This is a genomic window from Marinobacter alkaliphilus (assembly GCF_055394375.1).
The window spans coordinates 22,449-48,880 of sequence record NZ_AP043751.1 but is presented as its reverse complement, the minus strand read 5'-3'; the positions used below and the strand labels follow the sequence as shown (position 1 = coordinate 48,880).

Here is a 26,432-nt window from a genome sequence, read left to right as displayed (position 1 = left end):
ATCATAACAAACACATCAGGGTGATCGATTTGTCCGGTCAGGGAAAGCAGGCAGCAAACTGGCAGCAGCGTTTGTCCGCGGGGTTGAAGGCCTGGCGCTTCGGCTCGGTGCTGGGCGTTTTTCTGCTGGTGATGCTGGGTATTGGCTGGCGTCTGGTCGATCTGCATGTGGTGGATAAGGAGTTTCTGCGCCAGCAGGGCGATGTCCGGACCATCCGGGTTGAGTCGATTGACGCTCATCGTGGCGTGGTCAGCGATCGCCATGGTGAGCCATTGGCGGTCAGCACCCCGGTTCAGACACTGTGGGCAAACCCCTCTGAAACTGATCCTGATGATCCCCGGTTGGCGGGTCTGGCTCGCCTGTTGGGTATGACTGAAGGTTCGCTGCGGGAGCGTTTGCGTACGTTTGCGGGTCGTGAATTCATCTATCTGCGCCGGAAAGTTCAGCCCAGCCTGGCGCGTGAAGCGCTGGATCTTGGGATCGGTGGCATCTATGCCCGGCAAGAATACCGTCGGTACTACCCTGCCGGAGAGGTGACTGCGCATGTGGTCGGTTTCACCAATATCGACGAACTGGGGCAGGAAGGGATTGAACTGGCCTATAACCAGTGGCTAACCGGCGAGCCCGGGCGCAAGCGGGTGCTCAAGGACAATCGTGGGCGCGTCATCAAAGACCTGATGTTAATCCGGGATGCCCGGCCCGGCCGGGATCTTGAGCTTAGCCTGGATCTGAGGCTTCAATACCTGGCCTACCGAGAGCTCAAAGCAGTGGTAGCTGCCCATAACGCCCGGGGCGGCACGCTGGTCATGCTGGACGTTGATACCGGTGAAGTTTTGGCAATGGTTAACCAGGGTTCATACAACCCCAATGACCGGGCCCAGTTATCCGCGGATAATCTGCGTAACAAAGCAATCACCGACTTGTTTGAGCCAGGTTCCACCATCAAGCCGATTACCATCGCGGCGGCACTGGAATCCGGCAAGTACCAGGTTAACAGCACCATAGACACCTCACCCGGCTTTCGCCGATTTGGTCGTTTTACCATCCGGGATGCGCGAAATTACGGAACCATGGACCTGACAGAAATGATCGTCAAATCCAGTAACGTGGGGGTCAGCCAGATTGCCACGGAGCTTGGGGGCGATGTGTTGAGGAATCTGTTCGCCAGGATGGGGTTGGGGCAGGCAACCGGTATCGGCTTCCCAGGGGAAGCCGTTGGTGTTTTACCGGCACCGCCAAGGTGGCGCCCGGTTGAAGAGTCCGCATTGTCTTACGGCTACGGTATGAGTGTGAATGCCTTGCAGTTGGCCCAGGCTTACATGGTGATCGCCAATGGTGGCATCCGGTACCCGTTAAGCCTGATGAAACAGGAAGCTCCACCCCAAGGCCGGCGAGTGTTGAGTGAAGATGTCGCATTGGCCGTGCGCGGTATGTTGAAGGAAGCCGTGGCACGGGGTACCGGTGGTCGTGGCCAGCCAGGCCTGTACGCTGCCGGCGGCAAGACCGGGACGGTTCACCTGGTGGGCGCCCGGGGTTATGAAAAGAGTCAGTACAAAGCGATATTTGCGGGCATGGCGCCGATTGATGACCCGCGTATCGTGACGGTTGTGGCCGTGGATGCGCCCCAATCCGGAGAGTACTACGGTGGCGAAGTGGCGGCCCCTGTATTCGCCCGGGTGATGGGTGACGCACTGCGACTGCTGAATGTGAAGCCTGAACTGGAAGTCAGCGGGGCCAAAGCGCCCCGTCGGGCCTCCGGAGAGAGAGGGTAACACCATGTGCATCACATCTATCAGCAACTTGTTACAGGGTATTGTCGACGTGCCATCGGTGTTTGATGTCACGATTCATGGCCTGAAGACCGACAGCCGAACGGTGACGTCGGGGGATGCGTTTATCGCACTGGCCGGGGCTCGAACGTCATCGGAGCAATACGTTGACCAGGCGATATCGGCGGGTGCCACTGCGATACTTCTGGAAGCTTCGGAATCGAGGGAATGCCACGAGCGCCATGGCGCGTTGGTAGTGCCCGTGGTTGGGCTCCGGGCCCAGTTGGGACGGATTGCAGATCGATTTTTCGAGCACCCCTCCCGGCATTTGCGCCTGATTGGCGTGACCGGTACCAACGGGAAAACATCGGTCACCCAGTACATCGCACAACTTTTGAAGGAAACCGGCACCCCTTGTGGTGTGCTGGGCACTCTGGGATATGGCATGCCAGGTAACCTTCAGCCGGCAACCCACACCACGCCGGACGTGGTCCAGGTTAACCGGGTACTTAACCGGATTCGAAACGACGGTGGTCGTGCAGCGGTGATGGAGGTGTCATCCCATGCATTGGATCAGGGGCGGATTGACAAGCTGACCATGACCGGAGCGGTGTTTACCAATCTTACACGGGACCACCTGGACTACCACGGCTCCATGGAAGCGTACGGCGAGGCCAAAGCCAGACTGTTTCGCAGGGAAGAGCTGCACTTTGCCGTAATCAACTTTGACGATCCTTTTGGGCGGCAGTTATTCGAACAGCTCAATGGGCAATGTGACCGGGTTCGTTACAGCCTGCATGAGGCCCAGACCGAGTTGTGGCTGAAAGATTTCGCGCCTGTGGCGACTGGCTTCCGGGCCCGTGTTGATGGCCAGTGGGGCGAATTCGACCTGCAGGTGCCGTTATTGGGTAGCTTCAACGCCAGCAATGTTCTGGCGGCACTGGCTACGGTCCTGACGCTGGGGGTGCCTGTTGACAGAGCAGTCGCCGCAACAGCAGGGCTGACCCCGCCACCGGGGCGGCTGGAGCGGTTCACCGGTGCCGATGGCAGGAACGTGGTTGTGGACTACGCGCACACGCCGGACGCCCTCGCCAATGCCTTGGCGGCCCTGCGCTCCCACGTCACCGGCCGGCTGATCTGCGTGTTCGGTTGTGGCGGTGACCGGGACCCCGGAAAGCGTCCGGAAATGGCTCGCGAGGCGGAGAAAGAGGCGGATGTGATTATCGTCACCGATGACAACCCTCGCTCTGAACACCCGGCACGGATTGTCCGTGATATTGCGCAGGGCTTTTCAAAGCATGGGTGTTTCGAGGTTATCCATGACCGCGCTGAAGCGATAGCGGCAGCGGTGACCATGGCGGAGCCGGAAGACCTGGTGCTGATCGCCGGGAAGGGACATGAAGCCTGGCAGGAGATTGCCGGGCAGAAGCTTCCGTTCAGTGATGCAGAGCAGGTTCGCCACCTATTGAAGCTGAATGGGGGTGTGGCATGATGCGCGCCTTTTCTCTGGCGGAGGCCCGCGACTGGTTGCAGGCAACTGTTGCCGGATCCGTTGCAGCGCTTGACGCAGTTCGGTTTGACGGCGTTTCCACCGACACCCGGTCTGTGGTGCCAGGGCAGCTGTTTGTGGCACTGCGGGGCGAGCGGTTTGATGGTCACGGATTTGTCCGGCAAGCCATGGAGCAGGGAGCGGTTGCGGCAGTTGTGGATACCGCCGACAGCTCCCTGGCGATCCCACAGCTGGTGGTTGCCGATACGGTGGATGCGCTGGCGCGGCTCGCGGCCGGAAATCGCGATGAGAGCAGCGCTCGTTTGTTGGCGGTGACCGGCAGCAGTGGCAAAACCACGGTCCGGGAAATGACGTCGGCGATCCTTGCGGGCATGGGGCCGACCCTGGCCACCGAAGGCAACCTGAATAATCACATCGGAGTGCCGCTGACCCTGTTCCGCCTGGCACCTGAACACCGGTTTGGTGCCATTGAGCTGGGTGCCAGTGGTCTGGGAGAGATTGCCCACACGGTCGCGGTGGTTTGCCCCGAAGTGGTAATCCTGACCAACGCCGGCCAGGCACATCTGGAAGGTTTCGGCAGCTACCAGAATATTGTACTGGCCAAGGGCGAAATTATTGATGGTGTGCCCGCCGATGGCGTGGTTGTGCTGAATCGCGACGACCCCGCTTTTGACCAGTGGTGCGAGCGGGCGGGCCGGCGCCGGGTGCTGAGTGTTTCCCGGCTCGGGGTTTCAGATGCCGACTATCAGGCCGTCGCCAGCACCCCGATGTCAGAGGGGTTTGAAACCGAAGTAACCGGTCCGGAAGGCTGGCATTGCAAGGTGTGTATACCGCTGGCCGGCGAACACAACATAACCAATGGCCTGCTGGCGCTGGCGGCTTGCCGGGCGCTGGGAGCCACGGATCAACAGATTGTGGACGGTCTGGCAGGGGTGCAGGCGGTGAAAGGGCGATTGCAGGTACTGAACCCCGCAGCCGATTTAACCGTGATTGATGACAGCTACAACGCCAACCCGGCGTCCATGATCGCTGCCCTGAATGTGCTGGCGGGTTACCCCGGTACTCGGGTGGCGGTATTGGGTGCCATGGCGGAGCTGGGTGCGGAGGCTGCCGAGTTGCACCGGCAGGTGGGTGCCCATGCCCATGCCAAAGGCATTGAGCGCCTGTTGGCGGTAGGTCCGGGTGCAGAGGCATACGAGGCCGGTTTTGGAACCGGCACTGAAATTTTCCAGAGTCATGAGCAGGCTGTGCCGGCCATCATGGATGGCAGGCAGGGCGCTACAACAGTTCTGGTGAAAGGTTCTCGCAGTTCCGCCATGGATCGCGTGGTGGAGGGGATTCAGAAAAAGGTGAAAAACACATGCTGCTCTGGCTGACAGAGATTCTATCGCAATACTTCTCCGCGCTGACGGTGTTTCAGTACCTGACCCTGCGCGCCATTCTGGGCGTGCTCACGGCGCTGTTGATATCGCTGCTGATCGGGCCGGTGATGATTCGCAAACTGAGCCAGTACCAGATTGGCCAGGCGGTGCGTGATGATGGTCCGCAGACCCATCTCAGCAAAGCCGGAACACCGACTATGGGCGGTGCGCTGATTCTGGTAGCGATCGCAATTTCCACCCTGTTGTGGGCGGATCTGAGCAACCGCTACGTCTGGGTGGTGCTGTCTGTCACCTTGTTGTTCGGTGCGATTGGCTGGGTTGATGACTACCGCAAAGTGGTTGAGCGTAACCCTCGTGGACTGCCCGGGCGCTGGAAGTATTTCTGGCAGTCGGTGATAGGTGCGGCTGCCGCAATTGTGTTGTACATGACCGCATCGCTGCCTCAGGAAACCTCGCTGTATCTGCCGTTCCTGAAAAACGTATCACTGACCCTCGGGCCGGTGATGTTCATTCTTCTGACCTACTTTGTGATCGTTGGTAGCAGCAACGCCGTGAACCTGACTGACGGTCTGGATGGCCTGGCCATCATGCCAACGGTGATGGTGGCGAGTGCGCTGGCGATCTTTGCCTATGTGTCTGGTCATGCCCAGTTCGCCAACTATCTGCTGATTCCACACCTGCCGGGTGCCGGTGAGCTGATTGTATTCTGCTGTGCGCTGGTTGGGGCGGGGCTCGGTTTCTTGTGGTTCAACACCTATCCCGCCCAGGTGTTCATGGGGGATGTAGGCGCACTTGCACTGGGCGCAGCCCTGGGCGTGGTGGCCGTGATTGTTCGCCAGGAGATCGTGCTGTTCATTATGGGCGGCGTGTTTGTGATGGAAACTATCTCGGTGATCCTGCAGGTGGCTTCGTTCCGGCTGACCGGGCGTCGCATCTTCCGCATGGCGCCGTTGCATCACCATTTTGAACTGAAAGGCTGGCCCGAACCGCGCGTTATTGTGCGTTTCTGGGTGGTCACTGTGGTTCTGGTTCTGATTGGCCTCGCCAGTCTGAAAATCCGATAGGAAGTGGTTACAGCTATGAGTGTCATTGTTTCGGATCGTCGCACATTGGTAGTAGGGCTCGGTAAGACCGGGCTCTCCTGCGTGCGCTATTTGTCCGGAACGGGCCGCGACATTGCGGTGGCTGACAGCCGGGAAAACCCGCCCGGGCTGGAAGAGCTGCGTGCGGGCTGGCCGGATGTGCCGGTCTATCTCGGAGCGTTTGATCCCTCGTTGTTTGCCGGTTTTAACGAACTGGTGGTCAGCCCGGGTATTGCCATTGCAGAGCCGGCGATTGCCGCTGCCGCCAAAAATGGTGCTCGAATTCGCGGTGATATTGATGTGTTTGCCGACGCGGCAGATGCGCCCATCATAGCCATCACTGGTTCCAACGGTAAGACAACGGTCACCACCCTGGTTGGGGAAATGGCCCAGGCGGCGGGGCGGAACGTCAAGGTTGGCGGCAATATCGGTACACCCGCCCTGGATCTCCTTGGTCAGGGTGCAGACCTGTATGTGCTGGAACTCTCGAGTTTCCAACTGGAAACCACCGAAGAGCTGAACGCCGAGGCCGCCACCGTGCTCAATGTCAGCGACGATCACATGGACCGTTACCCGGACAAAATGGCGTACTTTCAGGCAAAACAGCGGATTTACCGGGGCTGTAAGAACGCCATTGTGAATCTTGACGATGCCCTCAGTACTCCCATGGCCCGCGATAACCTGCGGTTTATCTGTTTTGGCTTTAATCGGGTGAACCCGGAGACTTTCAGCACCCGGGACGACGATCAGGGAACCTGGATAACCTTCGGGTTCGACAACCTGTTGCTTACCAGCGAGCTCAAGCTGATGGGGCGGCACAACATCAGTAACGTGATGGCCGCACTGGCCCTCGGTCAGGCAGCGGGCCTGCCAATGGAGACCATGCTTGGGGTGGCACGTGAGTTTACCGGCTTGCCCCATCGCTGTGAGTTTATCCGGCATCTGGATGGCGTTGATTACATCAATGATTCCAAAGGTACCAACGTGGGTGCCACTGTTGCAGCGATAGAAAGCCTGGCCCCCGAAGACGGCCGGGTAATCCTGATTGCCGGTGGCGATGGCAAGGGCGCTGACTTCAAACCTTTGGCGGAACCCGCAGCCAGATACTGCCGTGCGGTCGTATTGATGGGGCGTGATGCCGATACCATCGCCAGGTCGTTGGCCGACGGAGTTGACCTGGTCAAGGCAGGGTCGCTGGCCGAAGCTGTCGAACAAGCGCGCCGGCTGGCGCGGCCAGGCGACCGGGTGGTGTTGTCACCGGCCTGCGCCAGTTTTGACATGTTCCGGGATTATAACGATCGCGGAGACCAGTTCCGTGCATTGGTCGAGGCCCAGTGATGCAAGTGGGTGCAGCCAGTTATCGGCCACAAGCCTGGCTAGGTGATCTCCAGCCTCTGCCAGTGCTGGTGGTGACGTCCGTTGCGCTTCTGGTGCTGGGCATAGTGATGATTTCGTCCGCCTCCATGGATATGGCGGCGGCCACCATGGGCAACAGTTATCACTATGTGATCCGGCAGGTGCTGTTTGCGGCGCTCGGTTGCCTCATGGCCCTGGTCGCCGTGAATGTGCCGGTGTCCTGGTGGGAGCGCAGCGGGTGGTTGCTGCTGGGTGTCGGCATACTGGTGTTGTTGCTGGTGCTCACACCCATGGGGCGCACCGTCAACGGTTCAACCCGCTGGATTCCCCTGGGACTGTTCAATGTCCAGGTATCCGAGGTGGCCAAGCTGTGCCTGATTGCCTATCTGGCAGGATACGTGGTCCGGCGCCGGGATGAATTGCTGAACACCTGGCCCGGGTTTCTGAAACCCCTGGTAGTGTTGGGTCTGGCGTCGGTGCTGCTGGTCATTCAACCAGACTTCGGTGCCACCGTGGTGCTGGTCACCGCTGCAGCGGGCATGATTTTTCTCAGCGGTGTTCGGCTGACCCGGTTTGCTCCGTTGATCGGCATCCTGGCGTTACTGGGAACCGTTCTGGTGGTTACCCAGCCCTACCGTCTCAAGCGGGTAGTGAGCTATCTGGACCCGTGGAAAGATCAGTTTGACACCGGGTATCAGCTCACCCAGTCCCTGATTGCTTTCGGGCGGGGCGAGTGGGCGGGCGTTGGCCTGGGTAATTCGATCCAGAAGCTGTTTTATCTGCCGGAGGCACATACCGACTTCATCTTCGCCATCATCGCCGAAGAGTTTGGTTTGCTGGGTTCGCTGATTGTGCTGGTACTGTTCACCGCACTGGTAATGAGCGGGTTTGTGATCGCCCGGCGGGCGGAGAAGGCTGCCATGCCGTTTGCTGCGTGCTTCAGTTACGGCCTTACCCTGCTGATGGGACTGCAGGCGGGTATCAATATGGCCGTCAGCACGGGATTGTTGCCCACCAAGGGGCTGACGCTGCCCTTGGTGAGCTACGGTGGCTCCAGCCTGATGATGACCTGCATTGGCATCGGCGTGCTGGCAAGGGTTGAAATTGAACGGCTTGATAAGGTGCGAATGAATTCAGAACAAACCAGGAGAAAGGCGGGGGGAGGTGCTGTGTATGAGTAAGCCCCGTCGTTTTCTGATGATGGCTGGTGGCACCGGTGGCCACGTATTCCCCGCGCTGGCTACCGCCCGTGCGCTGCAGGACAGAGGCCACGAGGTGTTCTGGCTGGGTGCAACGGGCGGTATGGAAGAGCGGCTGATTGGCGAGACGGATATTCCGCTGTCGTTGATTCATATTTCCGGGCTTCGTGGCAAAGGCAAACTGGCCCTGGTGCTGGCACCGATCCGCTTGATGCGCGCACTGGGTGAGGCGTTCACCGTACTGCGAAAGATCAAGCCGGATTGCGTTGTGGGCATGGGTGGCTTTGTGACTGGCCCCGGCGGCGTCGCTGCCTTTCTGCAGCGTGTGCCCCTGGTGATCCATGAGCAGAATGCCATCGCGGGAATGACCAACCGTTGGTTAACTCGGGTTGCGGATACGGTGCTCGAAGCCTTTCCCGGGAGCTTCGGTGCGAACGTGGTTACCCGTTGCACCGGCAACCCGGTGCGCAAAGATGTCACCGAAATCGACGGGCCGGAACGCCGCCTCGATGGCCGGACCGGGCCGGTGCGTGTTCTGGTTGTAGGCGGCAGTTTGGGTGCCCGGGTTTTCAACGTGCAGGTACCAGCTGCACTGGCGTTGTTGCCGGAGGAACTGCGCCCGGAAGTTCGGCACCAGTGTGGTGAAAAAAATGCGCAGGAAGCCCGGGACGCCTATGAGGCTGCCGGTGTCTCGGCCAGTGTTGAACCGTTTATCCGGGACATGGCCGAAGCCTACGCCTGGGCAGATATTGTGGTGTGTCGGGCTGGAGCTCTGACGGTGTCGGAACTCTGCGCCGCTGGCGTCGGGGCAGTGTTGGTCCCTTTCCCCCACGCGGTGGACGATCACCAGACCCGCAATGGCGAGCACATGGTAAAAGCAGGGGCAGCGATTCTGATACCCCAGCAGATGATGACTCCGGATGTGCTGGCAGAGACCTTGAAAGATCTCGCTGGCGACCGGGAACGAATTTCGACAATGGCGACGGCCGCCCGCTCACTGGCCCGCCCTGATGCAACGGAGAGAGTTGTGAATTACTGTCTGGAGGCCGCCAATGGCTGATGTAACCAATCCGCCGCTGGTCTATCAGGTGCCCGAAATGCGCCGTATTCGCCGTATCCATTTTGTCGGTATCGGCGGTGCGGGCATGAGTGGCATCGCAGAGGTGCTCAAGAACCAGGGCTACGATGTGTCCGGGTCGGACCTGAAAGAGAGCCCGGTTACCGGCCGCCTCCGCGCCATGGGCGTAGAAGTCCAGATCGGCCATCGGGCGGAGAACAGTGAGCAGGCAGACGTCGTGGTTGTCTCTTCTGCTGTCGCCGGCGACAACCCTGAGGTGACAGCCGCCCGCAGCCGCCGCGTGCCGATCGTACCGCGAGCAGAAATGCTGGCGGAAATCATGCGCTATCGCCATGGCATTGCCATCGCTGGCACCCACGGCAAGACCACCACCACCAGCCTGATTGCCTCGATTCTTGGGGAAGCAGGACTGGACCCAACCTTTGTCATTGGCGGCAAGCTGAACAGTGCCGGTACTAATGCCCAGCTCGGTGGCTCCCGGTACCTGGTGGCGGAAGCTGACGAAAGCGATGCATCGTTCCTGCACCTGACCCCGGTGATTTCGGTGGTGACCAACATCGAAGCCGACCACATGGATACCTACGGCGGTGATGTTGAAAAACTGAAACAGACGTTCGTGGACTTTCTGCACAACCTGCCATTCTACGGCATTGCCGTGATGTGCGTGGATGACGCCTATGTGCAGGAAATCATTCCGCGGATATCCCGAGCCATCATTACCTACGGCATCGACAACCCGGATGCGGATTACCGGGCCGAGCAGATCAGTTCGGATGGTCTGAGAACCCATTTTGTCGTGCGCCGCCCGGGGAATCGCTCAGACCTGACGGTCGAGCTGAAAATGCCGGGCCGTCACAATGTTTTGAATGCTCTGGCGGCCATTGCCGTCGCCACCGATGAAGGGGTGGATGATCAGGCAATCTGTCGGGGCCTGGCGGGCTTTGCCGGTGTCGGCCGGCGCTTCCAGGTGTATGGCGAATACCGGATTCCGCAAGGGTCGGTAACGCTGGTGGACGATTACGGGCACCACCCCACAGAGGTGGAGGCGGTCATTCGTGCCGCTCGCGATGCCTGGCCTGGCCGGCGCATTGTCATGCTGTACCAGCCCCATCGCTACACCCGTACCCGGGATTTGTACGAAGACTTTGTGCGTGTGTTGTCGGAACTCGATGGCCTGTTGTTGATGGATGTGTATTCAGCCGGCGAGCCGGCAATACCCGGTGCCGATGGCCGTGCCCTGTGCCGGAGTATCCGGCAGCGTGGCAAGGTTGAGCCGGTGTTCGTCGAGGAAAACCGGGAAATCGAAAACCTGTTGGAAAGTGCCCTGAAAGACGGCGACCTGCTGATTACCCAGGGTGCCGGCGATATTGGTGGCGTTGCTGCACGACTGGCTGCAGCGGGAGTGAACAAGTGAGTGATTTGAGCCATGCCAACGCACAGCCCTATCAGGCATCACCGGAACTGGTGAAAGCCTTCGGGCGCGTGGCGGTCTTCATGGGGGGCGATTCCGCAGAGCGGGCGGTGTCCCTGAAGAGTGGCCAGGCTGTGTTGTCGGCGTTGCAGTCGGCCGGCGTTGATGCGTTTGGTATTGATGTGCGTGGCTGCCTGCTGAAAACCGTCGAAGCCCCGGAGTACGACCGGGTGTTTATTGCCCTGCACGGCCGGGGCGGAGAAGACGGCACCCTGCAGGCGATCCTGGGACAGGCGGGCATTCCCTACACCGGCAGCGACGTACTGGCCTCGGCCCTGGCAATGGACAAGTTGCGTACCAAGTACGTGTTTCAGGGCTGCGGTCTGCCAACACCGGCGTTCAGGGCCATGACTTCCGCCGCAGAGGCAGGTGAGATTATCCACAGCCTGGGCACCCCGCTGAGTGTCAAGGCAGCCCACGAAGGGTCCAGCATTGGGATCTTCAAGGTACACAATGCCGAGGAGCTGGCGGAGGCTTATCGGCAGGCTGCGGAAATTGATGACCTGGTGCTGGTGGAAAAGTGGATTGAGGGTCCGGAATTTACCGTCAGCCTGCTGCAGGACAAGGCCCTGCCGGCTATTGGCCTGAGCACGGACCACGCCTTCTATGACTACGACGCCAAGTACCTGGCCGACGATACCCGGTACCGGATTCCCTGCGGGCTGGCCCCGGACGATGAAGTCCGGTTGCAGCACCTGGCGCTGGACGCCTTTCGGGTGCTCGGGTGCAGAACCTGGGGGCGGGTCGACATCATGCAGGATGCTGACGGCGAATTCTGGTTGCTGGAGGCAAACACTGTCCCTGGTATGACTGACCACAGCCTGGTGCCGATGGCCGCCAAGGCAGCAGGCATCAGCTTCGAAGAACTGGTCGTGCGGATTCTCAAGGACACGCTGCCGGAGGCGACGAATGCTTGAAACATTACTGATCCGGAGCCGGGCGGTACCGCCCGAGCCGCCCCGGCGACGGGGGGCAACCTCGGTCGGACCGGAGCGGGACCGGTTTGGTGTGTTGCGAGGGGTATTGTCGGCGGTGCCTTGGCTACAGGTGGGGCTGGGCGCGACCATTGTTCTGCTGGCGGCCATGGTGCCCTGGGCAACCGACCGGCTGCTTACTGCCATGGACCAGCAGATCATTGCGGTGGATGTGCGCGGAGACTTTGTTGGCGACAGCTCGGTGGCCGTGGAGCGTGCTGCCGGCGCCTGGATTGGCAAGAGTTACTTCGCCACCGATCTGGCGGAGGTGAAAGCCGAACTGGAACGTCGGCCCTGGGTAGCCTCGGCGGCGGTCAGGCGGGTTTGGCCGGGGCGGCTGGAGATCGACATCCGGGAGAAAAAGCCATTGGCGTATTGGACGGATGGCCGGCTGGTAAGCAGGTCAGGCGAGCTATTCCTGCCGCCAAACCCGGAAGTGGCGGGCAGATTGCCCAGGCTGGCGGGGCCGGATGAGCGGGTGCGAGAGGTGATTTCCATGGCCCGCACCATGAGTGACCAGTTGGCCGGTTACGGGCTCGGATTTGCTGGCTTGTCCCTGGAACAACGGGGCGCCTGGACGCTCACGCTGTCAAACGGCATTGAGGTGGTTTTGGGGCGTGACAAGGTCGAGCAACGTTTTGAGCGTTTTATTACGGTTTATGAGAACCACCTGGCTTCGCGAGTGGACGAAGTCAGTCGGGTTGATGCCCGCTACTCCAACGGCGTGGCGGTGCAGTGGAAGTCGGACGTGGCAACCGCCGCGCCGAAATCCTGATAACGATTATTACGAACCTGGGGTTTGGTGAAACACATGTCATCGGTTGAAACGGAAAACATGATTGTCGGCCTGGATATCGGAACTTCCAAAGTGGTTGCGATTGTCGGCAAGCGCAAGATGGATGGAACCATCGAAGTGGTTGGTATCGGCTCACACCCGTCCCGCGGCCTCAAGCGGGGGGTGGTGGTGAATATCGAAACCACGGTTCAGGCCATCCAGCGGGCAGTGGAGGAAGCTGAACTGATGGCTGGCTGCCGAATTCATTCGGTCTACGCAGGCATCGCGGGCAGTCATATCAAGAGCCTGAACTCCCACGGCATCGTGGCCATCCGCGACCGGGAAGTGACCCAGGCCGATATCGACCGGGTGATCGACGCGGCCCAGGCGGTTGCCATACCCGCTGATCAGAAAATCCTGCATATCCTGCCGCAGGAATTCGTGATCGATAACCAGGAAGGCATCAAGGAGCCCATGGGCATGTCTGGTGTGCGCCTGGAAGCCAAGGTGCACCTGGTGACCTGCGCGGTAAACGCGGCACAGAACATCGAGAAATGTGTGAAGCGCTGCGGCCTTGAGGTAGACGACATCATCCTTGAGCAGCTGGCATCGAGCCACGCGATTCTGACCGAGGATGAAAAAGAGTTGGGTGTCTGTGTGGTGGATATCGGTGGGGGCACCACCGACATCGCAGTGTTTACCGGCGGTGCGATCCGCCATACCGCGGTGATTCCCATTGCCGGTGATCAGGTCACCAATGACATTGCCATGGCGCTGCGCACGCCAACGCAAAATGCCGAAGAGATAAAGATCAAATACGCCTGCGCGCTGACTCAGCTCGCCGGTGCCGATGAAACCATCAAGGTGCCCAGTGTCGGGGACCGGGCGCCCAGAGACCTGTCACGGCAGGCGCTGGCGGAAGTGGTGGAGCCTCGTTACGAGGAGCTGTTCACCCTGGTGCAGTCGGAACTTCGCCGGTCGGGATTCGAAGACATGATTCCCGCAGGCATCGTGATTACGGGCGGTTCGTCCACCATGGAAGGGGTGGTGGAGCTGGCCGAAGAAATCTTCCACATGCCGGTAAGGCTGGCCTGTCCGCAGGCGGTCTCCGGCATGACCGAAGTGGTCAACAACCCGATCTACGCCACGGGTGTGGGGTTGTTGATTCATGGCTTCCGGCAAATGGATCTTGGCCGGGCGCCGGTGCTCAAAGGGGAGGATGCACCTTCCCTGATTGAGCGCATGAAAGCCTGGTTTACCGGTCACTTCTGACGGTGAATCAGCAGGTAGTACACGAAGGTATCTCGAAAAACACCAAACGATCGAATGAAACCGGTCTGGAAAGACCGGAAACAGCACGAAGGAGTAGGGGATATGTTTGAACTCGTTGATAGTGTTCAGCAAAACGCAGTTATAAAGGTTGTCGGTGTTGGCGGCGGTGGCGGTAACGCCGTTCGTCACATGCTTAACAGCGACATTGAAGGTGTGGAATTTATCTGCGCCAACACAGACGCCCAGGCACTGAAAGACCTGGACGCCCGCCAGATTATCCAGCTTGGTGGCAACATCACCAAGGGCCTGGGTGCTGGTGCCAACCCGGAAGTGGGCCGTCAGTCTGCCCTGGAAGATCGTGACCGTATTGCCGAGGCGCTCAGTGGCTCGGATATGGTGTTTATCACCGCCGGTATGGGCGGTGGAACCGGCACCGGTGCCGCGCCTGTTGTCGCGGAAGTCGCCCGGGAGCTGGGTATCCTGACCGTTGCCGTGGTCACCAAGCCGTTCCAGTTTGAGGGTGGCAAGCGTATGAGCGTGGCCGAGTCCGGCCTGAAAGAGCTGGGCGAGAGCGTTGATTCACTGATCACCATCCCGAATGAGAAGCTGTTGGCGGTGATGGGTAAGAAGACCAGCCTGCTGGACGCCTTTGCCTCCGCCAACGACGTGTTGCTGGGCGCGGTTCAGGGTATCGCTGACCTGATCACCCGCAACGGTATGATCAACGTTGACTTTGCCGACGTTAAAACCGTGATGTCCGAAATGGGCAACGCGATGATGGGTACCGGTCGTGCCACCGGCGAGAACCGCGCCCGTGAAGCTGCTGAGGCCGCCGTTCGCAGCCCGCTGCTGGAAGACATCAACCTGCAGGGCGCCAAAGGCATCCTGGTCAACATTACCGCCGGCATGGATCTGAATCTGGGCGAATTCTCCGAAGTTGGCGATATCGTTCGTGAATTTGCGTCAGACGCCGCCACGGTAGTGGTGGGCACGGTTATCGATCCGGAAATGACCGACGAGCTCAAGGTCACCGTGGTGGCGACGGGTCTCGGTGGTGAACGTGAGAAGCCCACCAAGGTGGTGGACAACTCACGCACACTGGACGGCAAGACCGATTACAACCAGCTGGACCGGCCTGCTGTGCTGCGTCGTCGTGCGGTTTCGCAGGGCAATGTGGCGCTGGACCAGAGCAAAGAAAGCGAAGAGCAGGGCGTGGACTATCTCGATATTCCCGCATTCCTTCGCCGGCAGGCTGATTGATAATCTGTCTCACCTGTGTTCGGGGGTATCGGTTTCAATGCAGTGAAATGGAACCTTTAGTCCGGAATAAACGTGAGCTGGTTGGCCATAGCGGATGACTATTGCAATTTTTAAGTAAAGTCATGTTGGCTAAATGGTACTCAGTCTTGAATTCTGGTATTCTCCGGGCAGTTTTTTGCTCAGAATATCGACTTTTTGTGACGGAATGATGAACCGATGATCAGACAACGGACACTCAAAAATACCATCCGTGCGACCGGTATCGGCCTGCACTCAGGGGAAAAGGTTTACCTGACCCTGAAGCCGGCCCCGGTTGATACGGGCATCATCTTCCGCCGTACGGACCTCGACCCGATGGTTGAGATCCGGGCATGCGCGGAAAATGTAGGTGAGACCATGCTGTCCACGACGCTGGTAAATGACGGTGTCCGTGTGGCGACCGTAGAGCATTTGCTCTCAGCCATGGCTGGTCTTGGCATTGACAACTGCTATGTCGAACTGAGCGCGGCGGAAGTGCCGATTATGGATGGTTCAGCTGGGCCGTTCGTATTCCTGCTGCAGTCTGCCGGCATTTCCGAACAGGATGCCGCCAAGCGGTTTATCCGCATCAAGCGGGAAGTCACCATCGAAGAAGGTGACAAGAAAGCGACCTTCCTGCCGTTTGAAGGCTTCAAGGTCAGCTTCGGTATCGACTTTGACCATCCTGTGTTCAAGGGTCGTGCCCAGACCGCAACGGTGGATTTCTCCAGCACGTCTTTTGTGAAGGAAGTCTCCCGTGCCCGTACCTTCGGGTTCATGCGCGATATCGAGAAGCTGCGTGCGATGAACCTGGCGCTGGGTGGCAGCGTGGACAATGCCATTGTGGTCGACGACTACAAGATCCTTAACGAAGATGGCCTTCGTTATGACGATGAGTTCGTCAAGCACAAGGTTCTGGACGCGATCGGCGATCTTTACCTGCTGGGCAACAGCCTGATCGGTGAGTTCCGCGGTATCAAATCCGGTCACGACTTGAATAATAAGCTGCTGCGCAAGCTCAGGGCGGAAGAAGACGCATGGGAAGTGGTGACCTTCGATGATGAAGCCACTGCTCCTATCTCTTACATGAAACCTGTGCTCGCGGTGGGTTAAGGCCGGAAGCCTTAATCCCGGACGTGGCTTGCGAGTTTTTCGAGAACCTCGCGTAGTGCTTTATCCTTCGTGTGCCCGGCTTCCTCTTTGAGGAGCCGGGCATTTTCTTTGCTGAGGGGCGTCATTTTCGCCTCCGGTTTGTCCCGGTACCTCAAGGGTGACACCTTGATGCGAACCTTCCAGACAAACCTGAACAACTCCTGCTCCCGCAGCTTTTCCATGATCTCGTGTTGCCGGAACCGTAACCGGGTAGCCTTGCTGGCGTTGTCGGTGGCCAGCACCAGTTCTCCGTCGGTACAGCTGACAAAACGCGTGCCGTCTGCCAGCTCCTCCGGAACCGCGTCGAGCACCAGTTGTTCCGCCTGCTGGTGAAGCTCGGCTTTGGTCAGCAGGGCTTTCAGAGTAGAGCCGGGGCTGGAAGCCACTTTGCCAAAGATCATTTTTTGGTCATTTTTTTTGCTCATAACCGGCTTTTTTCTCGACGGGACTGTTTACGATTGGTTACACTTCGGCACGCTTTGTGCGTAGCGCTGATAACACACTCGTTTTACATTGTGGGTAATGAGTATGTCTACCGGGCGCTGCGATTTATCAGTACGTAGTTGTTGCCAAGGATAGCAGAACCGCTCGGATATTTATTTCCGGGCCGCAGCACTACAGGGACAGGTATGCGGCTCTTCAATGAAATCGAATGACGATATGAACGTAATATTCGTTGGCAAACGCCACGGCCGTTCCCGGGCAATCGCGCTCAACGCCGGTATTGTTGCAGCTCTGGTGTTTACTGTGCTGGCGCTGCTGTTGGCGGCTGGCTGGGCGGGTTATCAGGTGGCCGTGGCAAAAGCGGAAGCTAAAAAGCCCACAGAGACCGAACTGGTATCTACCTGGCAAGACAAGCTTCAGGAGCAACGGGCCGAGGTGACGCGGGTTCGGGAGAACGTGCAGCAGCAGGTGGACGCTTTGACACTCCGGCTTGGTGATATCCAGGGGCGGCTTCTGCGACTGGATGCCCTTGGTCAGCGCTTCGTTGAGTCCGGGCTGGTGGCCAGCGATGAATTCAACTTTGATCAGCCGGCGGCTGTTGGTGGCCCCGAAGACGGTATGGGTGGTGAGTCCTACAGTGCCCATGAGTTGACCGATATGATCGAGCAATTGGAGCGCACGCTGGATGATCGTGAAAAGCAGCTGCGATTGCTTGATAAGGTGGCGTCCCGCAACAAGCTCGAAGACGAGCTGTATCTGCAGGGCCGTCCCATTACCTGGGGCTGGTTGTCGTCCCCTTACGGATACCGTACCGACCCCTTCACTGGCAAGCGCCGCTGGCATGCCGGAGTGGATCTGGCGGGTAAGGAAGGCAGTGATATCATCACTGTCGGTGCCGGCGTTGTGACCTTTGCCGGTGACCGCTTTGGCTACGGCAATCTGGTTGAGGTAGATCACGGCGACGGGCTGGTTACCCGTTATGCCCACGCCAAGACCATCAAGGTCGAAACCGGTGATGTGGTCCAGAAAGGGCAGGTTGTGGCACTGATGGGAAGCACCGGCCGGTCTACTGGCCCCCACGTGCATTTTGAAGTGATCCGCAATGGCAAGTCCGAAAATCCTGAGAAATATATCCAGCGCGCAAGCCGCTGATTCCATTCCCGTGAACCCCACCTTTTGTCCTGTCGCCAAATAAGGTTAGAATGCCGGCTTCCTCCGTTTAACTGAAGAAGCAGTGGTCTATGTTCACAAAGCTTGCAACGAAGATGTTCGGCAGTAAAAACGCCAGAGAAATCAAGCGGATGCGCAAAACCGTTACGCGCATCAATCAACTTGAAGAGGCGCTGGGCGGGTTGTCGGACACCGAGTTGCAGGGCAAGACCGCTGAATTCCGCCGGCGTCTTGATGAGGGCGAAGCCCTGGATGCCCTGCTGCCCGAAGCCTTTGCCACCGTTCGCGAGGCCAGCCGCCGGGTGATGGGCATGCGTCATTACGACGTACAGCTGATTGGTGGTATGACCCTGCACGAAGGCCGCATTGCCGAGATGAAGACCGGTGAGGGTAAAACCCTGGTGGCCACCGCAGCGGTTTATCTCAACGCATTGCCCGGCAAGGGCGTTCACGTTGTCACCGTCAACGATTACCTGGCAAGCCGTGATGCCGAGTGGATGGGCAAGCTGTATCGCTTCCTTGGCCTGACCATTGGCGTGGTCGTTGCTGGTCAGCCACCGGAAGAGAAGCGCGCCGCCTACCAGGCGGATATCACCTACGGTACCAACAACGAATTCGGCTTTGACTACCTGCGCGATAACATGGCCTTCAGTATTGATGACAAGGTTCAGCGCGGTCTCAACTTTGCCATCGTGGATGAGGTGGATTCCATCCTGATCGACGAAGCCCGTACCCCCCTGATTATTTCCGGTGCTGCCGAAGATTCCTCGAAGCTCTATCAGGCCATCAATACGCTGATTCCGGGCCTTGAAAAAGGCGAGGTCAGTGAATCCGGAGAAAGCTCCGGCGACTTTACCATCGACGAAAAGTCACGCCAGGTGGAGCTCACCGAGGCCGGTCATGAGAAGGTTGAAGAATTACTTCTGGAGCGAGGCCTGCTGCAGGAGGGCGAAAGCCTTTACTCGGCAGCCAACCTGAGCCTGCTGCACCACGTTCATTCGGCCCTGCGGGCTCATCACCTGTTCCAGAAGGATGTCGACTACATCGTTCAGGGTGGTCAGGTGGTGATCGTTGATGAACACACCGGCCGGACCATGCCGGGCCGCCGCTGGAGCGAAGGCCTGCACCAGGCCATCGAGGCGAAAGAAGGCCTGAAGATCCAGGCCGAGAGTCAGACCCTGGCGTCGACCACCTTCCAGAACTATTTCCGTCTGTACGACAAGTTGGCCGGCATGACCGGTACCGCAGACACCGAAGCTTTCGAATTCCGTCAGATCTACGGTCTGGACGTGGTGGTGATTCCGCCCAACAAGCCCATTCAGCGGATTGACTACAACGACCTGGTGTACCTGACCCAGGAAGAAAAGTTCCACGCCATCATTGATGAGATCAAGGATGTCACGGGTGAAGGTCGGCCTATCCTGGTGGGTACCGCGTCCATCGAGGCCTCCGAGCTGCTGTCCATGCTGCTCAAGAAGGCCCGCATCGAGCACAAGATCCTCAACGCCAAGCAGCATGACTCTGAGGCACTGATCATTGCCCAGGCGGGCCGCCCCGGCGCGGTGACGATTGCAACCAACATGGCCGGTCGTGGTACGGACATTGTGTTGGGCGGTAACTGGGAATACGAAGTGGCCGCCCTGGATAATCCGTCCGAGGAAGAAGTCGCCCGCATGAAGGCGGAATGGACCGAACGCCACAATCAGGTGCTGGATGCCGGTGGTCTGCATATTATCGGTACCGAGCGTCACGAATCCCGGCGGATTGACAACCAGTTACGGGGTCGGGCCGGCCGTCAGGGCGATCCGGGTTCTTCCCGTTTCTTCCTGTCGCTGGAAGATAACCTGATGCGGATCTTTGCGCCTGAACGGGTGAAGAACCTGATGCAGGCCATGGGTATGAAAAAGGGTGAGGCCATCGAGCACCGTATGGTCACCAACGCCATCGAGAAATCCCAGCGCAAGGTGGAAGGTCGTAACTTCGACATGCGTAAAACCCTGCTGGAATACGATGACGTAGCCAACGATCAGCGCACGGTGATTTACGACCAGCGTAACGAGGTGATGGCGTCTGACGACATCTCCGAGATGGTCGACACCATTCGCAGCGATGTGGTTGACGCTATGGTCAGCGAGTTTATTCCGCCCCAGAGCATGCCGGAACAGTGGGACGTGGCCGGGCTGGAAGCGCAGCTGCAATCTGAAATGGCGATTGATCTGCCGATTCAACAGTGGCTGGATGAAGACAGCAAGCTGTATGAGGAAAACCTGCGCCAGAAGATTCTCGAGGCCATCGTCACCGAATATAAGGCGAAAGAAGAGATTGCTGGCGCAGAGCCCATGCGCAAGTTCGAGAAACAGGTGTTCCTGCAGGTGCTCGACACCCTGTGGAAGGAGCATTTGTCGAACATGGACCACCTGCGCCGCGGTATCCACCTGCGCGGTTACGCTCAGAAGAACCCGAAACAGGAATACAAGCGCGAAGCCTTCAACCTGTTTGAGACCATGCTGGACACCATGAAGCGTGACGTCACCCGTGTGTTGTGTCATGTCCGGGTTCAGAGTCGCGAAGAGATGGAAGAGATCGAGCGCCGCCGCAAGGAAGAGCTGGAGCGGGAAATGGCCCGGGCCAAGTTGCGGCACGATCAGACCAGTGCCACCCAGGGTGAGGATGCTGGCCAGGGCAACCAGGCCCAGGGCACCCCGGAGACATTTGTTCGCCAGGAGCGCAAGGTAGGGCGAAACGAGCCGTGTCCCTGCGGGTCTGGCAAGAAGTACAAGCAGTGTTGCGGTAAGGTCAGCTAAAACCTGAGCAGCAACCTCGGCACCAGAACCCGCAATCGGCCAGTGTATGGGCGGTATGCGGGTTTTGTCGTTTACAGTTTCGGATAAATTCAGGAGGCAGGCATGGCAGTAGGTCCCGGAACCTTACCCGAGTTTTACCCGGTGGCGGGTATCAAGGTGGGGATTGCGAGTGCGGGTATCAAAAAGCCCGGGCGTAAAGACATAGTGGTGTTTGAGTTGGTGCCGGAGGCGAGGGTAGCGGGCATATTTACCCGCAATCAGTTTTGCGCGGCTCCTGTGGTACTCAGCCGTAAACACTTGGCCCAGGGCGCACCCCGCTACCTGCTGATCAACACCGGCAATGCCAACGCCGGTACCGGCGAACGTGGCATGGCCGATGCTCTGCGCTGTTGTGAAGCGCTGGCCGCCGAAGCAAGCGTTAGCCCTGACGCAGTGTTGCCGTTCTCAACCGGTGTGATCGGTGAGCCCTTGCCGGTCGACAAGATTGTCAAGGCGCTGCCGGAAGCCCTGGCCAGTGCCCGGGAAGACCGCTGGGCGGAAGCCGCCCGTGGCATCATGACCACCGACACCCGGCCCAAAGGTGCGTCTGTGCGGGTGGATCTGGGTGGCCATGCGGTGACCATCTCCGGCATCAGCAAGGGCGCGGGCATGATCCGGCCAAACATGGCCACCATGCTCGGGTTTATCGCCACCGACGCCCGCATTGCACCCGACGTGCTGCAGTCATTGGCGTCGGAGCTGGGCGAGAAGTCGTTCAACCGGATTACCATTGATGGCGACACCTCCACCAACGATGCCTGCATGTTGATGGCCAGTGGCCAGTACGATGGGCCGGAAATCACCGCAGACAGCCCGCACCTGCCGACGCTGAGAGAAGCCCTTCGCCAGGTATACCTGGACCTGGCCCATGCCATTGTCCGGGACGGTGAGGGGGCCACCAAGTTTGTCACCATCGATGTCAGCGGTGCGGCCAGCCAGCAGGAGGCCCTCGATGTGGCCTATACCGTCGCGCACTCGCCGCTGGTGAAGACCGCGCTGTTTGCTTCGGACCCCAACTGGGGCCGGATTCTGGCGGCGGTGGGGCGCGCGGGTGTGCCGGACCTGGACCTGGGCTCTTTGGAAATCTATCTGGGGGATGTCTGCCTGGTGCGCAATGGTGGCCGTGCCGATGATTACTCCGAAGACCGGGGTCAGCGGGTAATGAGCCAGGAAGAAATCACCATTGCCATCGACCTCAAGCGCGGTAGCGTTCAGGAAACCGTGTGGACCTGTGACTTCTCCCACGACTATGTGACCATCAATGCCGAATACCGTACCTGAGCCTGAGACCCTGGCGGGGAAGAAGCAGATCCACGTTGCCGTCGCCGTCATTATCCGTGACGGCCGGGTTCTGATTGCCCGCCGTCCGGATCACGTGCATCAGGGCGGACTGCTGGAGTTCCCGGGTGGCAAGGTGGAGTCGGGGGAAACCGTACAGCAGGCCCTGGTTCGGGAGATTGCCGAGGAAACCGGCCTGCAGGTGCCCCTGGCCAGCCTGGAGCCGGTGATCGGTATTCGACATGATTACGGCGATAAACAGGTTTTCCTGGATGTCTGGAGAACCACCGAAGCCGAGGGGCAGCCAGAGGGCCGGGAAGGGCAACCGATCAGCTGGCTGCGCCCGTGCGAGCTCGCCGATGCGGATTTCCCCGCCGCCAACCGCCCGATCATCAGGGCACTCAATTTACCGCAGCGCCTCGCGATTGTTGGCCCTATGGCATCCTGGCAGGACGGTATCAGCAGGCTGGAACGGTCGATTGGCGGGATGGCGGGGCAGCTGGTTGTGCTTCGGGCGCCTCAATTGCCGGATAACGATTACCTGAAACTGGCGGCAGAGGCTTTGCCGATCTGTTCCGGTGCCGGTGTCGGACTGGTTTTGCATGGGCATCCGCGCTTGCTTGGTGCGTTTCCGAAAGCTGCCGGCCTGCACCTGCCCTGGCGTGAAGCTCAGGCGCTCTCAAGGCGCCCTGTGCCGGCCGATCGATGGCTGGGGGTGTCCTGCCATGACCAGGGGCAGCTGCACCATGCGGCGGCTCTGGGTGCGGATTACGCGACGCTGGGCCCGGTGTTGGAAACGCCCACCCATCCGGGGCAACCCGGAATCGGCTGGGAGCAGTTCGAATTCCTGGTGGCCAATGCCAGGCTTCCAGTCTACGGGCTGGGGGGGCTGGCGCCAGGTCATGAAACACTGTGTCGTGAGCGGGGCGGCCAGGGCATTGCCGGTATCGGTTTCTGGTGGTGAGCCGCTGGCGGAGATTACGGATTTCCGCCGGCATCAGCCTGTGCGACAGTGGTTAAACAGTGACAGATCAACAACGAGCGGGGAGTACAGCGTGAGCAAGTTGACCCATCTGGATGATAAGGGTGAAGCCCGAATGGTGGATGTGACGAGCAAGGCCGTCACCGAGCGGGAGGCCCGGGCGGAAGCAACCATCCGCATGGCGCCGGAAACCCTGCGAATGATCATTGATGGTGAGCATCCCAAGGGCGACGTGCTGGCTACCGCCCGTATCGCCGGCATCATGGCGGCCAAGAAGACCCATGACCTGATTCCCCTGTGCCATGCCCTGAACCTGACATCGGTGAAAGTGGAGTTGTCTCCGGGGGCGGATGGCGCCTCTGTGCATATCCTTACCCGTTGCAAGCTGTCGGGGCAGACCGGTGTCGAGATGGAGGCGCTCACGGCTGCCAGTGTTGCCGCTTTGACCCTGTACGACATGTGCAAAGCCGTTGATAAGGCGATGGTGGTGGATGGTGTGCGGCTGCTGGAAAAGAAGGGTGGCCGCTCGGGACACTGGCGCGCGCCGGAACAATGATCTGCTCTCTGGCCTTGGCCGTACTCTTTCCGACCACACTGTATTCGGAGAGTAAACGTGCCAACACTACGCCAGGCAAGCAGCCGCATGATAGAATGCCCGCCCAATTTGTCAGAACCACGAGGAAATACAGTGGCTGTTCGTTACATTGAGACCTGCCGTTTGCCCACCCCCTTCGGTGTGTTCGACATGCACGGCTTTGAGGAGCCGGACACCGGAAAGGAGCATGTGGCACTAACGCTGGGCGATATTGATAGCGATGAGCCGCTGCTGGCACGTACCCATTCCGAGTGCCTGACTGGCGACGCCCTGTACAGTATGCGTTGTGATTGCGGGTATCAGCTGGAAGAAGCATTGCGCAGCATTGCCCGCGAAGGCCGTGGCATTCTGATGTACCTGCGCCAGGAAGGCCGTGGCATCGGGTTGCTGAACAAGATTCGCGCCTACCGGTTGCAGGACCAGGGGGCAGATACCGTAGAGGCCAACGAGCGGCTGGGTTTCGGTGCGGATTTGCGGGACTACAGCATGTGCAAGGACATGCTCGAGCACCTGGGGATCCGAAGCCTGAAGCTGATGACCAACAACCCCAGGAAGGTCAAGGCGTTGGAGTCTTACGGAATTCAGATTTCGGAGCGGGTTCCCCTGCACGTGGGTCGCAACCCGCACAACGAACACTATCTCAATACCAAGCAAAGCAAGCTCGGCCACTGGCTCGAGACTCATCAGGATGACGACCCGGCCTGATTGAGCCGGTTGGCAGAGTCGGCTGATAGCACGGCTGCGCTATCAGCCAGCAGTGATCACTTGATGGCGGTCAGGGCGGCGTTACCGAGGCGGTCAATCCGACTGGCGATGGCGCTACGGATACCTTCCGGGTCCAGCCCGCATTCCTTGAGCAATTCCCCGTGCTTGCCATGGTCGACGAAGCGGTCAGGCAAGCCCAGCTGCAGCACCGGCAGCATCACTTCCCGTTTATTCAGGCATTCGGTCACTGCGCTACCGGCACCGCCGGCCACCACGTTTTCTTCCAGCGTTACCAGCAGGTCATGTTGTTCGGCCAGTTCCAGTACCAGGCTCTCATCCAGTGGTTTAACGAAACGCATATCCGCCACTGTCGCATTCAGGCTGTCGGCCGCTTCCAGGGCTGAGCCCAACAGGGTGCCAAAGTTAAGTATGGCCACCCGAGCGCCCTCGCGGACAACGCGACCCTTGCCGAGGGGCAGAGCCGACAGCGCCTGCTGGATTTCGGCACCGGGGCCGGTGCCCCGGGGGTAGCGCACGGCAGCTGGGCCATGGTACTGAAGACCGGTGTGCAGGAGCTGGCGGGTTTCGTTTTCATCTGAGGGGGTCATCACCACCATTTTCGGGATGCAGCGGAGATAGCTGATGTCGAACGCGCCGGCATGGGTCGGGCCGTCTTCGCCCACCAGCCCCGCCCGGTCGATGGCAAACAGCACGTCCAGATCCTGGATGGCAACGTCGTGAATCAGTTGGTCATAGCCCCGTTGCAGAAATGTGGAATAGATTGCCACGACGGGTTTGGCACCGTCACAGGCCAGTCCAGCGGCCAGGGTGACCGCGTGCTGCTCGGCGATGGCGACGTCAAAGTAGCGGTCCGGGTAGCGTTCGGAAAACGCCAGCAGGTCTGAGCCTTCACACATGGCGGGTGTAATGCCGACCACGCGCTCATCCTGCTCGGCGGCATCGCACAGCCATTGTCCGAAGACGTTGGCGTATTTGGGTTTGGCCTGCTTCGGTTTGACCGGCTCCGGTTTGCTCGGTGGCACGGGTTCAATCTTGTTGATGGCGTGATAGCCAATGGGGTCCGCCTCTGCGGGCGCAAAGCCTTTGCCTTTGGTGGTGACCACATGCAGGAACTGCGGGCCGTCCAGCTCCCGGATGTTCTCCAGGGTTTCAACCAGCAATGGCAGATCGTGGCCATCAATCGGGCCGATGTAGTTGAAACCCAGCTCCTCGAACAGCGTGCCCGGGGCAATCATGCCCTTGAAGTGTTCTTCGGTTTTCTTCGCCAGCGCCATCAGGTGCGGGGTGCTTTTCAGCACTTTCTTGCTGCTGTCCCGAACCTGGTTGTAGGTTCGGCTGGCCAGCAGCTTGGCAAAATAGTTGGACAACCCGCCCACGTTGCGGGAGATCGACATGTCATTATCGTTCAGGATGACCAGCATGTCGGCATGCAGATGGCCGGCGTGGTTCAGGGCCTCGAAGGCCATCCCGGCGGTCATTGCGCCGTCGCCGATTACGGCGATGCTCTTGCGCCCGGTATTCTGCATGCGGGCTGCAATGGCCATGCCCAGTGCGGCGCTGATCGATGTGCTGGAGTGGCCAACGCCAAAGGTGTCGTATTCACTTTCCGCGCGTTTCGGGAACCCGGCCAGGCCATCCTTGCGGCGGATGCTGCCCATCTGTTCCCGGCGACCCGTCAGGATCTTGTGGGGGTAGGCCTGGTGGCCAACATCCCAGACCAGTCGATCTTCAGGCGTATTGAAGACATAGTGCAGGGCGACGGTCAGTTCCAGAACGCCCAGGCCGGCACCAAAGTGCCCGCCGGTCTGGCCGACAGACCAGAGCAGAAAAGCCCGGAGTTCTCTGGCCAGTTGGGGAAGATCTTCCTCGGGCAGGGTGCGCAGCTGGGCGGGCACGTCAATCCGGTCAAGAATGGGCGTGTTGGGCCGCTGCGACGGGATTTCCCTGAAAATGTATGTGTCCTGCATCAGCTCGGGTCTTTATCGGAATATGGATTCTATGACTGGCATTATAAGGGAACAGGGAGGTGTGTTTCACACTTCCCGGGCCAGATGTTACAAAACGGTGTCGTCAAACCGGCCGATTCTTGTTTGTCA

At 59.4% G+C, this 26,432-nt stretch carries 21 protein-coding genes; 19 read left to right on the top strand and 2 right to left on the bottom strand.

Annotation, left to right across the window (positions count from 1 at the left end; genetic code table 11):
* Positions 1–29 precede the first annotated feature (29 nt).
* The 13 genes from ACZ5Q2_RS00230 (at position 30) to lpxC (ending at position 16,259) form a co-directional block, all read left to right on the top strand.
* Positions 30–1,772 (top strand): peptidoglycan D,D-transpeptidase FtsI family protein, encoded by a 1,743-nt coding sequence (locus ACZ5Q2_RS00230; RefSeq protein WP_432210698.1) that lies wholly within the window; start codon positions 30–32, stop codon positions 1,770–1,772.
* A gap of 4 nt (positions 1,773–1,776) precedes the next feature.
* Positions 1,777–3,261 (top strand): UDP-N-acetylmuramoyl-L-alanyl-D-glutamate--2,6-diaminopimelate ligase, encoded by a 1,485-nt coding sequence (locus ACZ5Q2_RS00225; RefSeq protein WP_319636216.1) that lies wholly within the window; start codon positions 1,777–1,779, stop codon positions 3,259–3,261.
* Positions 3,258–4,655 (top strand): UDP-N-acetylmuramoyl-tripeptide--D-alanyl-D-alanine ligase, encoded by a 1,398-nt coding sequence (locus ACZ5Q2_RS00220; RefSeq protein ID WP_432210556.1) that lies wholly within the window; start codon positions 3,258–3,260, stop codon positions 4,653–4,655. Before ACZ5Q2_RS00225 ends, ACZ5Q2_RS00220 begins: the two co-directional genes overlap by 4 nt.
* Positions 4,640–5,725, top strand: coding sequence for a phospho-N-acetylmuramoyl-pentapeptide-transferase (gene mraY / locus ACZ5Q2_RS00215; protein ID WP_058091011.1), 1,086 nt, complete (start codon positions 4,640–4,642; stop codon positions 5,723–5,725). The genes ACZ5Q2_RS00220 and mraY overlap by 16 nt, the downstream gene beginning before the upstream one ends.
* A gap of 15 nt (positions 5,726–5,740) precedes the next feature.
* A complete protein-coding gene (gene murD / locus ACZ5Q2_RS00210) occupies positions 5,741–7,081 on the top strand; it encodes a UDP-N-acetylmuramoyl-L-alanine--D-glutamate ligase (protein ID WP_432210557.1) in 1,341 nt (446 codons plus the stop codon).
* Positions 7,081–8,280, top strand: coding sequence for a putative lipid II flippase FtsW (gene ftsW / locus ACZ5Q2_RS00205; protein WP_432210558.1), 1,200 nt, complete (start codon positions 7,081–7,083; stop codon positions 8,278–8,280). Before murD ends, ftsW begins: the two co-directional genes overlap by 1 nt.
* Entirely contained in the window at positions 8,273–9,358 is a 1,086-nt protein-coding gene (gene murG, locus ACZ5Q2_RS00200; RefSeq protein ID WP_432210559.1) for an undecaprenyldiphospho-muramoylpentapeptide beta-N-acetylglucosaminyltransferase, read from the top strand. The genes ftsW and murG overlap by 8 nt, the downstream gene beginning before the upstream one ends.
* Positions 9,351–10,790: a UDP-N-acetylmuramate--L-alanine ligase gene (gene murC / locus ACZ5Q2_RS00195; RefSeq protein ID WP_432210560.1), complete on the top strand. Its 1,440-nt coding sequence runs from the start codon at positions 9,351–9,353 to the stop codon at positions 10,788–10,790. The genes murG and murC overlap by 8 nt, the downstream gene beginning before the upstream one ends.
* On the top strand, positions 10,787–11,764 hold the full coding sequence (locus ACZ5Q2_RS00190) for a D-alanine--D-alanine ligase (RefSeq protein WP_432210561.1): 978 nt from the start codon (positions 10,787–10,789) through the stop codon (positions 11,762–11,764). The genes murC and ACZ5Q2_RS00190 overlap by 4 nt, the downstream gene beginning before the upstream one ends.
* Positions 11,757–12,596, top strand: a complete 840-nt coding sequence (locus ACZ5Q2_RS00185; RefSeq protein WP_432210562.1) for a cell division protein FtsQ/DivIB — start codon at positions 11,757–11,759, stop codon at positions 12,594–12,596. The genes ACZ5Q2_RS00190 and ACZ5Q2_RS00185 overlap by 8 nt, the downstream gene beginning before the upstream one ends.
* Before the next feature lie 36 nt (positions 12,597–12,632).
* Positions 12,633–13,868 carry a cell division protein FtsA gene (gene ftsA, locus ACZ5Q2_RS00180; RefSeq protein ID WP_058091004.1) on the top strand — a complete coding sequence of 412 codons (1,236 nt, stop codon included), beginning with the start codon at positions 12,633–12,635 and terminating at the stop codon, positions 13,866–13,868.
* A gap of 102 nt (positions 13,869–13,970) precedes the next feature.
* Positions 13,971–15,128 carry a cell division protein FtsZ gene (ftsZ, locus tag ACZ5Q2_RS00175; RefSeq protein WP_058091003.1) on the top strand — a complete coding sequence of 386 codons (1,158 nt, stop codon included), beginning with the start codon at positions 13,971–13,973 and terminating at the stop codon, positions 15,126–15,128.
* 216 nt (positions 15,129–15,344) lie between these two features.
* Entirely contained in the window at positions 15,345–16,259 is a 915-nt protein-coding gene (gene lpxC, locus ACZ5Q2_RS00170) for a UDP-3-O-acyl-N-acetylglucosamine deacetylase (RefSeq protein WP_058091002.1), read from the top strand.
* 11 nt (positions 16,260–16,270) lie between these two features.
* On the opposite strand, the gene ACZ5Q2_RS00165 is transcribed toward lpxC, so the two are convergent.
* On the bottom strand, positions 16,271–16,723 hold the full coding sequence (locus ACZ5Q2_RS00165) for a DUF721 domain-containing protein (protein WP_061333016.1): 453 nt from the start codon (positions 16,721–16,723) through the stop codon (positions 16,271–16,273).
* Positions 16,724–16,958: 235 nt separating this feature from the next.
* Between ACZ5Q2_RS00165 and ACZ5Q2_RS00160 the strand changes: the two genes are divergently transcribed.
* The 6 genes from ACZ5Q2_RS00160 to ribA all read left to right on the top strand — a co-directional run bounded on the left by ACZ5Q2_RS00160 (position 16,959) and on the right by ribA (position 24,315).
* Entirely contained in the window at positions 16,959–17,894 is a 936-nt protein-coding gene (locus ACZ5Q2_RS00160) for a M23 family metallopeptidase (protein WP_230713965.1), read from the top strand.
* Between the two features lie 89 nt (positions 17,895–17,983).
* A complete protein-coding gene (secA, locus tag ACZ5Q2_RS00155; RefSeq protein ID WP_230713967.1) occupies positions 17,984–20,716 on the top strand; it encodes a preprotein translocase subunit SecA in 2,733 nt (910 codons plus the stop codon).
* Positions 20,717–20,818: 102 nt separating this feature from the next.
* On the top strand, positions 20,819–22,036 hold the full coding sequence (argJ, locus tag ACZ5Q2_RS00150; RefSeq protein WP_432210563.1) for a bifunctional glutamate N-acetyltransferase/amino-acid acetyltransferase ArgJ: 1,218 nt from the start codon (positions 20,819–20,821) through the stop codon (positions 22,034–22,036).
* Positions 22,017–22,997 (top strand): Nudix family hydrolase, encoded by a 981-nt coding sequence (locus tag ACZ5Q2_RS00145; RefSeq protein WP_072678056.1) that lies wholly within the window; start codon positions 22,017–22,019, stop codon positions 22,995–22,997. Before argJ ends, ACZ5Q2_RS00145 begins: the two co-directional genes overlap by 20 nt.
* Before the next feature lie 91 nt (positions 22,998–23,088).
* Positions 23,089–23,571: a cyclic pyranopterin monophosphate synthase MoaC gene (gene moaC / locus ACZ5Q2_RS00140; protein ID WP_058090996.1), complete on the top strand. Its 483-nt coding sequence runs from the start codon at positions 23,089–23,091 to the stop codon at positions 23,569–23,571.
* A 189-nt stretch (positions 23,572–23,760) separates the two neighbouring features.
* Entirely contained in the window at positions 23,761–24,315 is a 555-nt protein-coding gene (ribA, locus tag ACZ5Q2_RS00135) for a GTP cyclohydrolase II (protein ID WP_396631704.1), read from the top strand.
* Between the two features lie 56 nt (positions 24,316–24,371).
* Here the strand turns inward: ribA and dxs are convergent, their stop codons facing one another.
* Positions 24,372–26,303, bottom strand: a complete 1,932-nt coding sequence (gene dxs, locus ACZ5Q2_RS00130; RefSeq protein ID WP_230713971.1) for a 1-deoxy-D-xylulose-5-phosphate synthase — start codon at positions 26,301–26,303, stop codon at positions 24,372–24,374.
* Between the last annotated feature and the right edge of the window lie 129 nt (positions 26,304–26,432).

Excerpts from the sequence above, each read along its gene's own strand:
- ACZ5Q2_RS00225 (WP_319636216.1), top strand. The coding sequence starts at position 1,777 with ATGTGCATCACATCTATCAGCAACTTGTTACAGGGTATTGTCGACGTG.
- ACZ5Q2_RS00220 (WP_432210556.1), top strand. The coding sequence starts at position 3,258 with ATGATGCGCGCCTTTTCTCTGGCGGAGGCCCGCGACTGGTTGCAGGCA.
- mraY (WP_058091011.1), top strand. The coding sequence starts at position 4,640 with ATGCTGCTCTGGCTGACAGAGATTCTATCGCAATACTTCTCCGCGCTG.
- murD (WP_432210557.1), top strand. The coding sequence starts at position 5,741 with ATGAGTGTCATTGTTTCGGATCGTCGCACATTGGTAGTAGGGCTCGGT.
- ftsW (WP_432210558.1), top strand. The coding sequence starts at position 7,081 with ATGCAAGTGGGTGCAGCCAGTTATCGGCCACAAGCCTGGCTAGGTGAT.
- murG (WP_432210559.1), top strand. The coding sequence starts at position 8,273 with ATGAGTAAGCCCCGTCGTTTTCTGATGATGGCTGGTGGCACCGGTGGC.
- murC (WP_432210560.1), top strand. The coding sequence starts at position 9,351 with ATGGCTGATGTAACCAATCCGCCGCTGGTCTATCAGGTGCCCGAAATG.
- ACZ5Q2_RS00185 (WP_432210562.1), top strand. The coding sequence starts at position 11,757 with ATGCTTGAAACATTACTGATCCGGAGCCGGGCGGTACCGCCCGAGCCG.
- ftsA (WP_058091004.1), top strand. The coding sequence starts at position 12,633 with ATGTCATCGGTTGAAACGGAAAACATGATTGTCGGCCTGGATATCGGA.
- ftsZ (WP_058091003.1), top strand. The coding sequence starts at position 13,971 with ATGTTTGAACTCGTTGATAGTGTTCAGCAAAACGCAGTTATAAAGGTT.
- lpxC (WP_058091002.1), top strand. The coding sequence starts at position 15,345 with ATGATCAGACAACGGACACTCAAAAATACCATCCGTGCGACCGGTATC.
- ACZ5Q2_RS00165 (WP_061333016.1), bottom strand. The coding sequence starts at position 16,723 with ATGAGCAAAAAAAATGACCAAAAAATGATCTTTGGCAAAGTGGCTTCC.
- ACZ5Q2_RS00160 (WP_230713965.1), top strand. The coding sequence starts at position 16,959 with ATGAACGTAATATTCGTTGGCAAACGCCACGGCCGTTCCCGGGCAATC.
- secA (WP_230713967.1), top strand. The coding sequence starts at position 17,984 with ATGTTCACAAAGCTTGCAACGAAGATGTTCGGCAGTAAAAACGCCAGA.
- argJ (WP_432210563.1), top strand. The coding sequence starts at position 20,819 with ATGGCAGTAGGTCCCGGAACCTTACCCGAGTTTTACCCGGTGGCGGGT.
- ACZ5Q2_RS00145 (WP_072678056.1), top strand. The coding sequence starts at position 22,017 with ATGCCGAATACCGTACCTGAGCCTGAGACCCTGGCGGGGAAGAAGCAG.
- ribA (WP_396631704.1), top strand. The coding sequence starts at position 23,761 with ATGCACGGCTTTGAGGAGCCGGACACCGGAAAGGAGCATGTGGCACTA.
- dxs (WP_230713971.1), bottom strand. The coding sequence starts at position 26,303 with ATGCAGGACACATACATTTTCAGGGAAATCCCGTCGCAGCGGCCCAAC.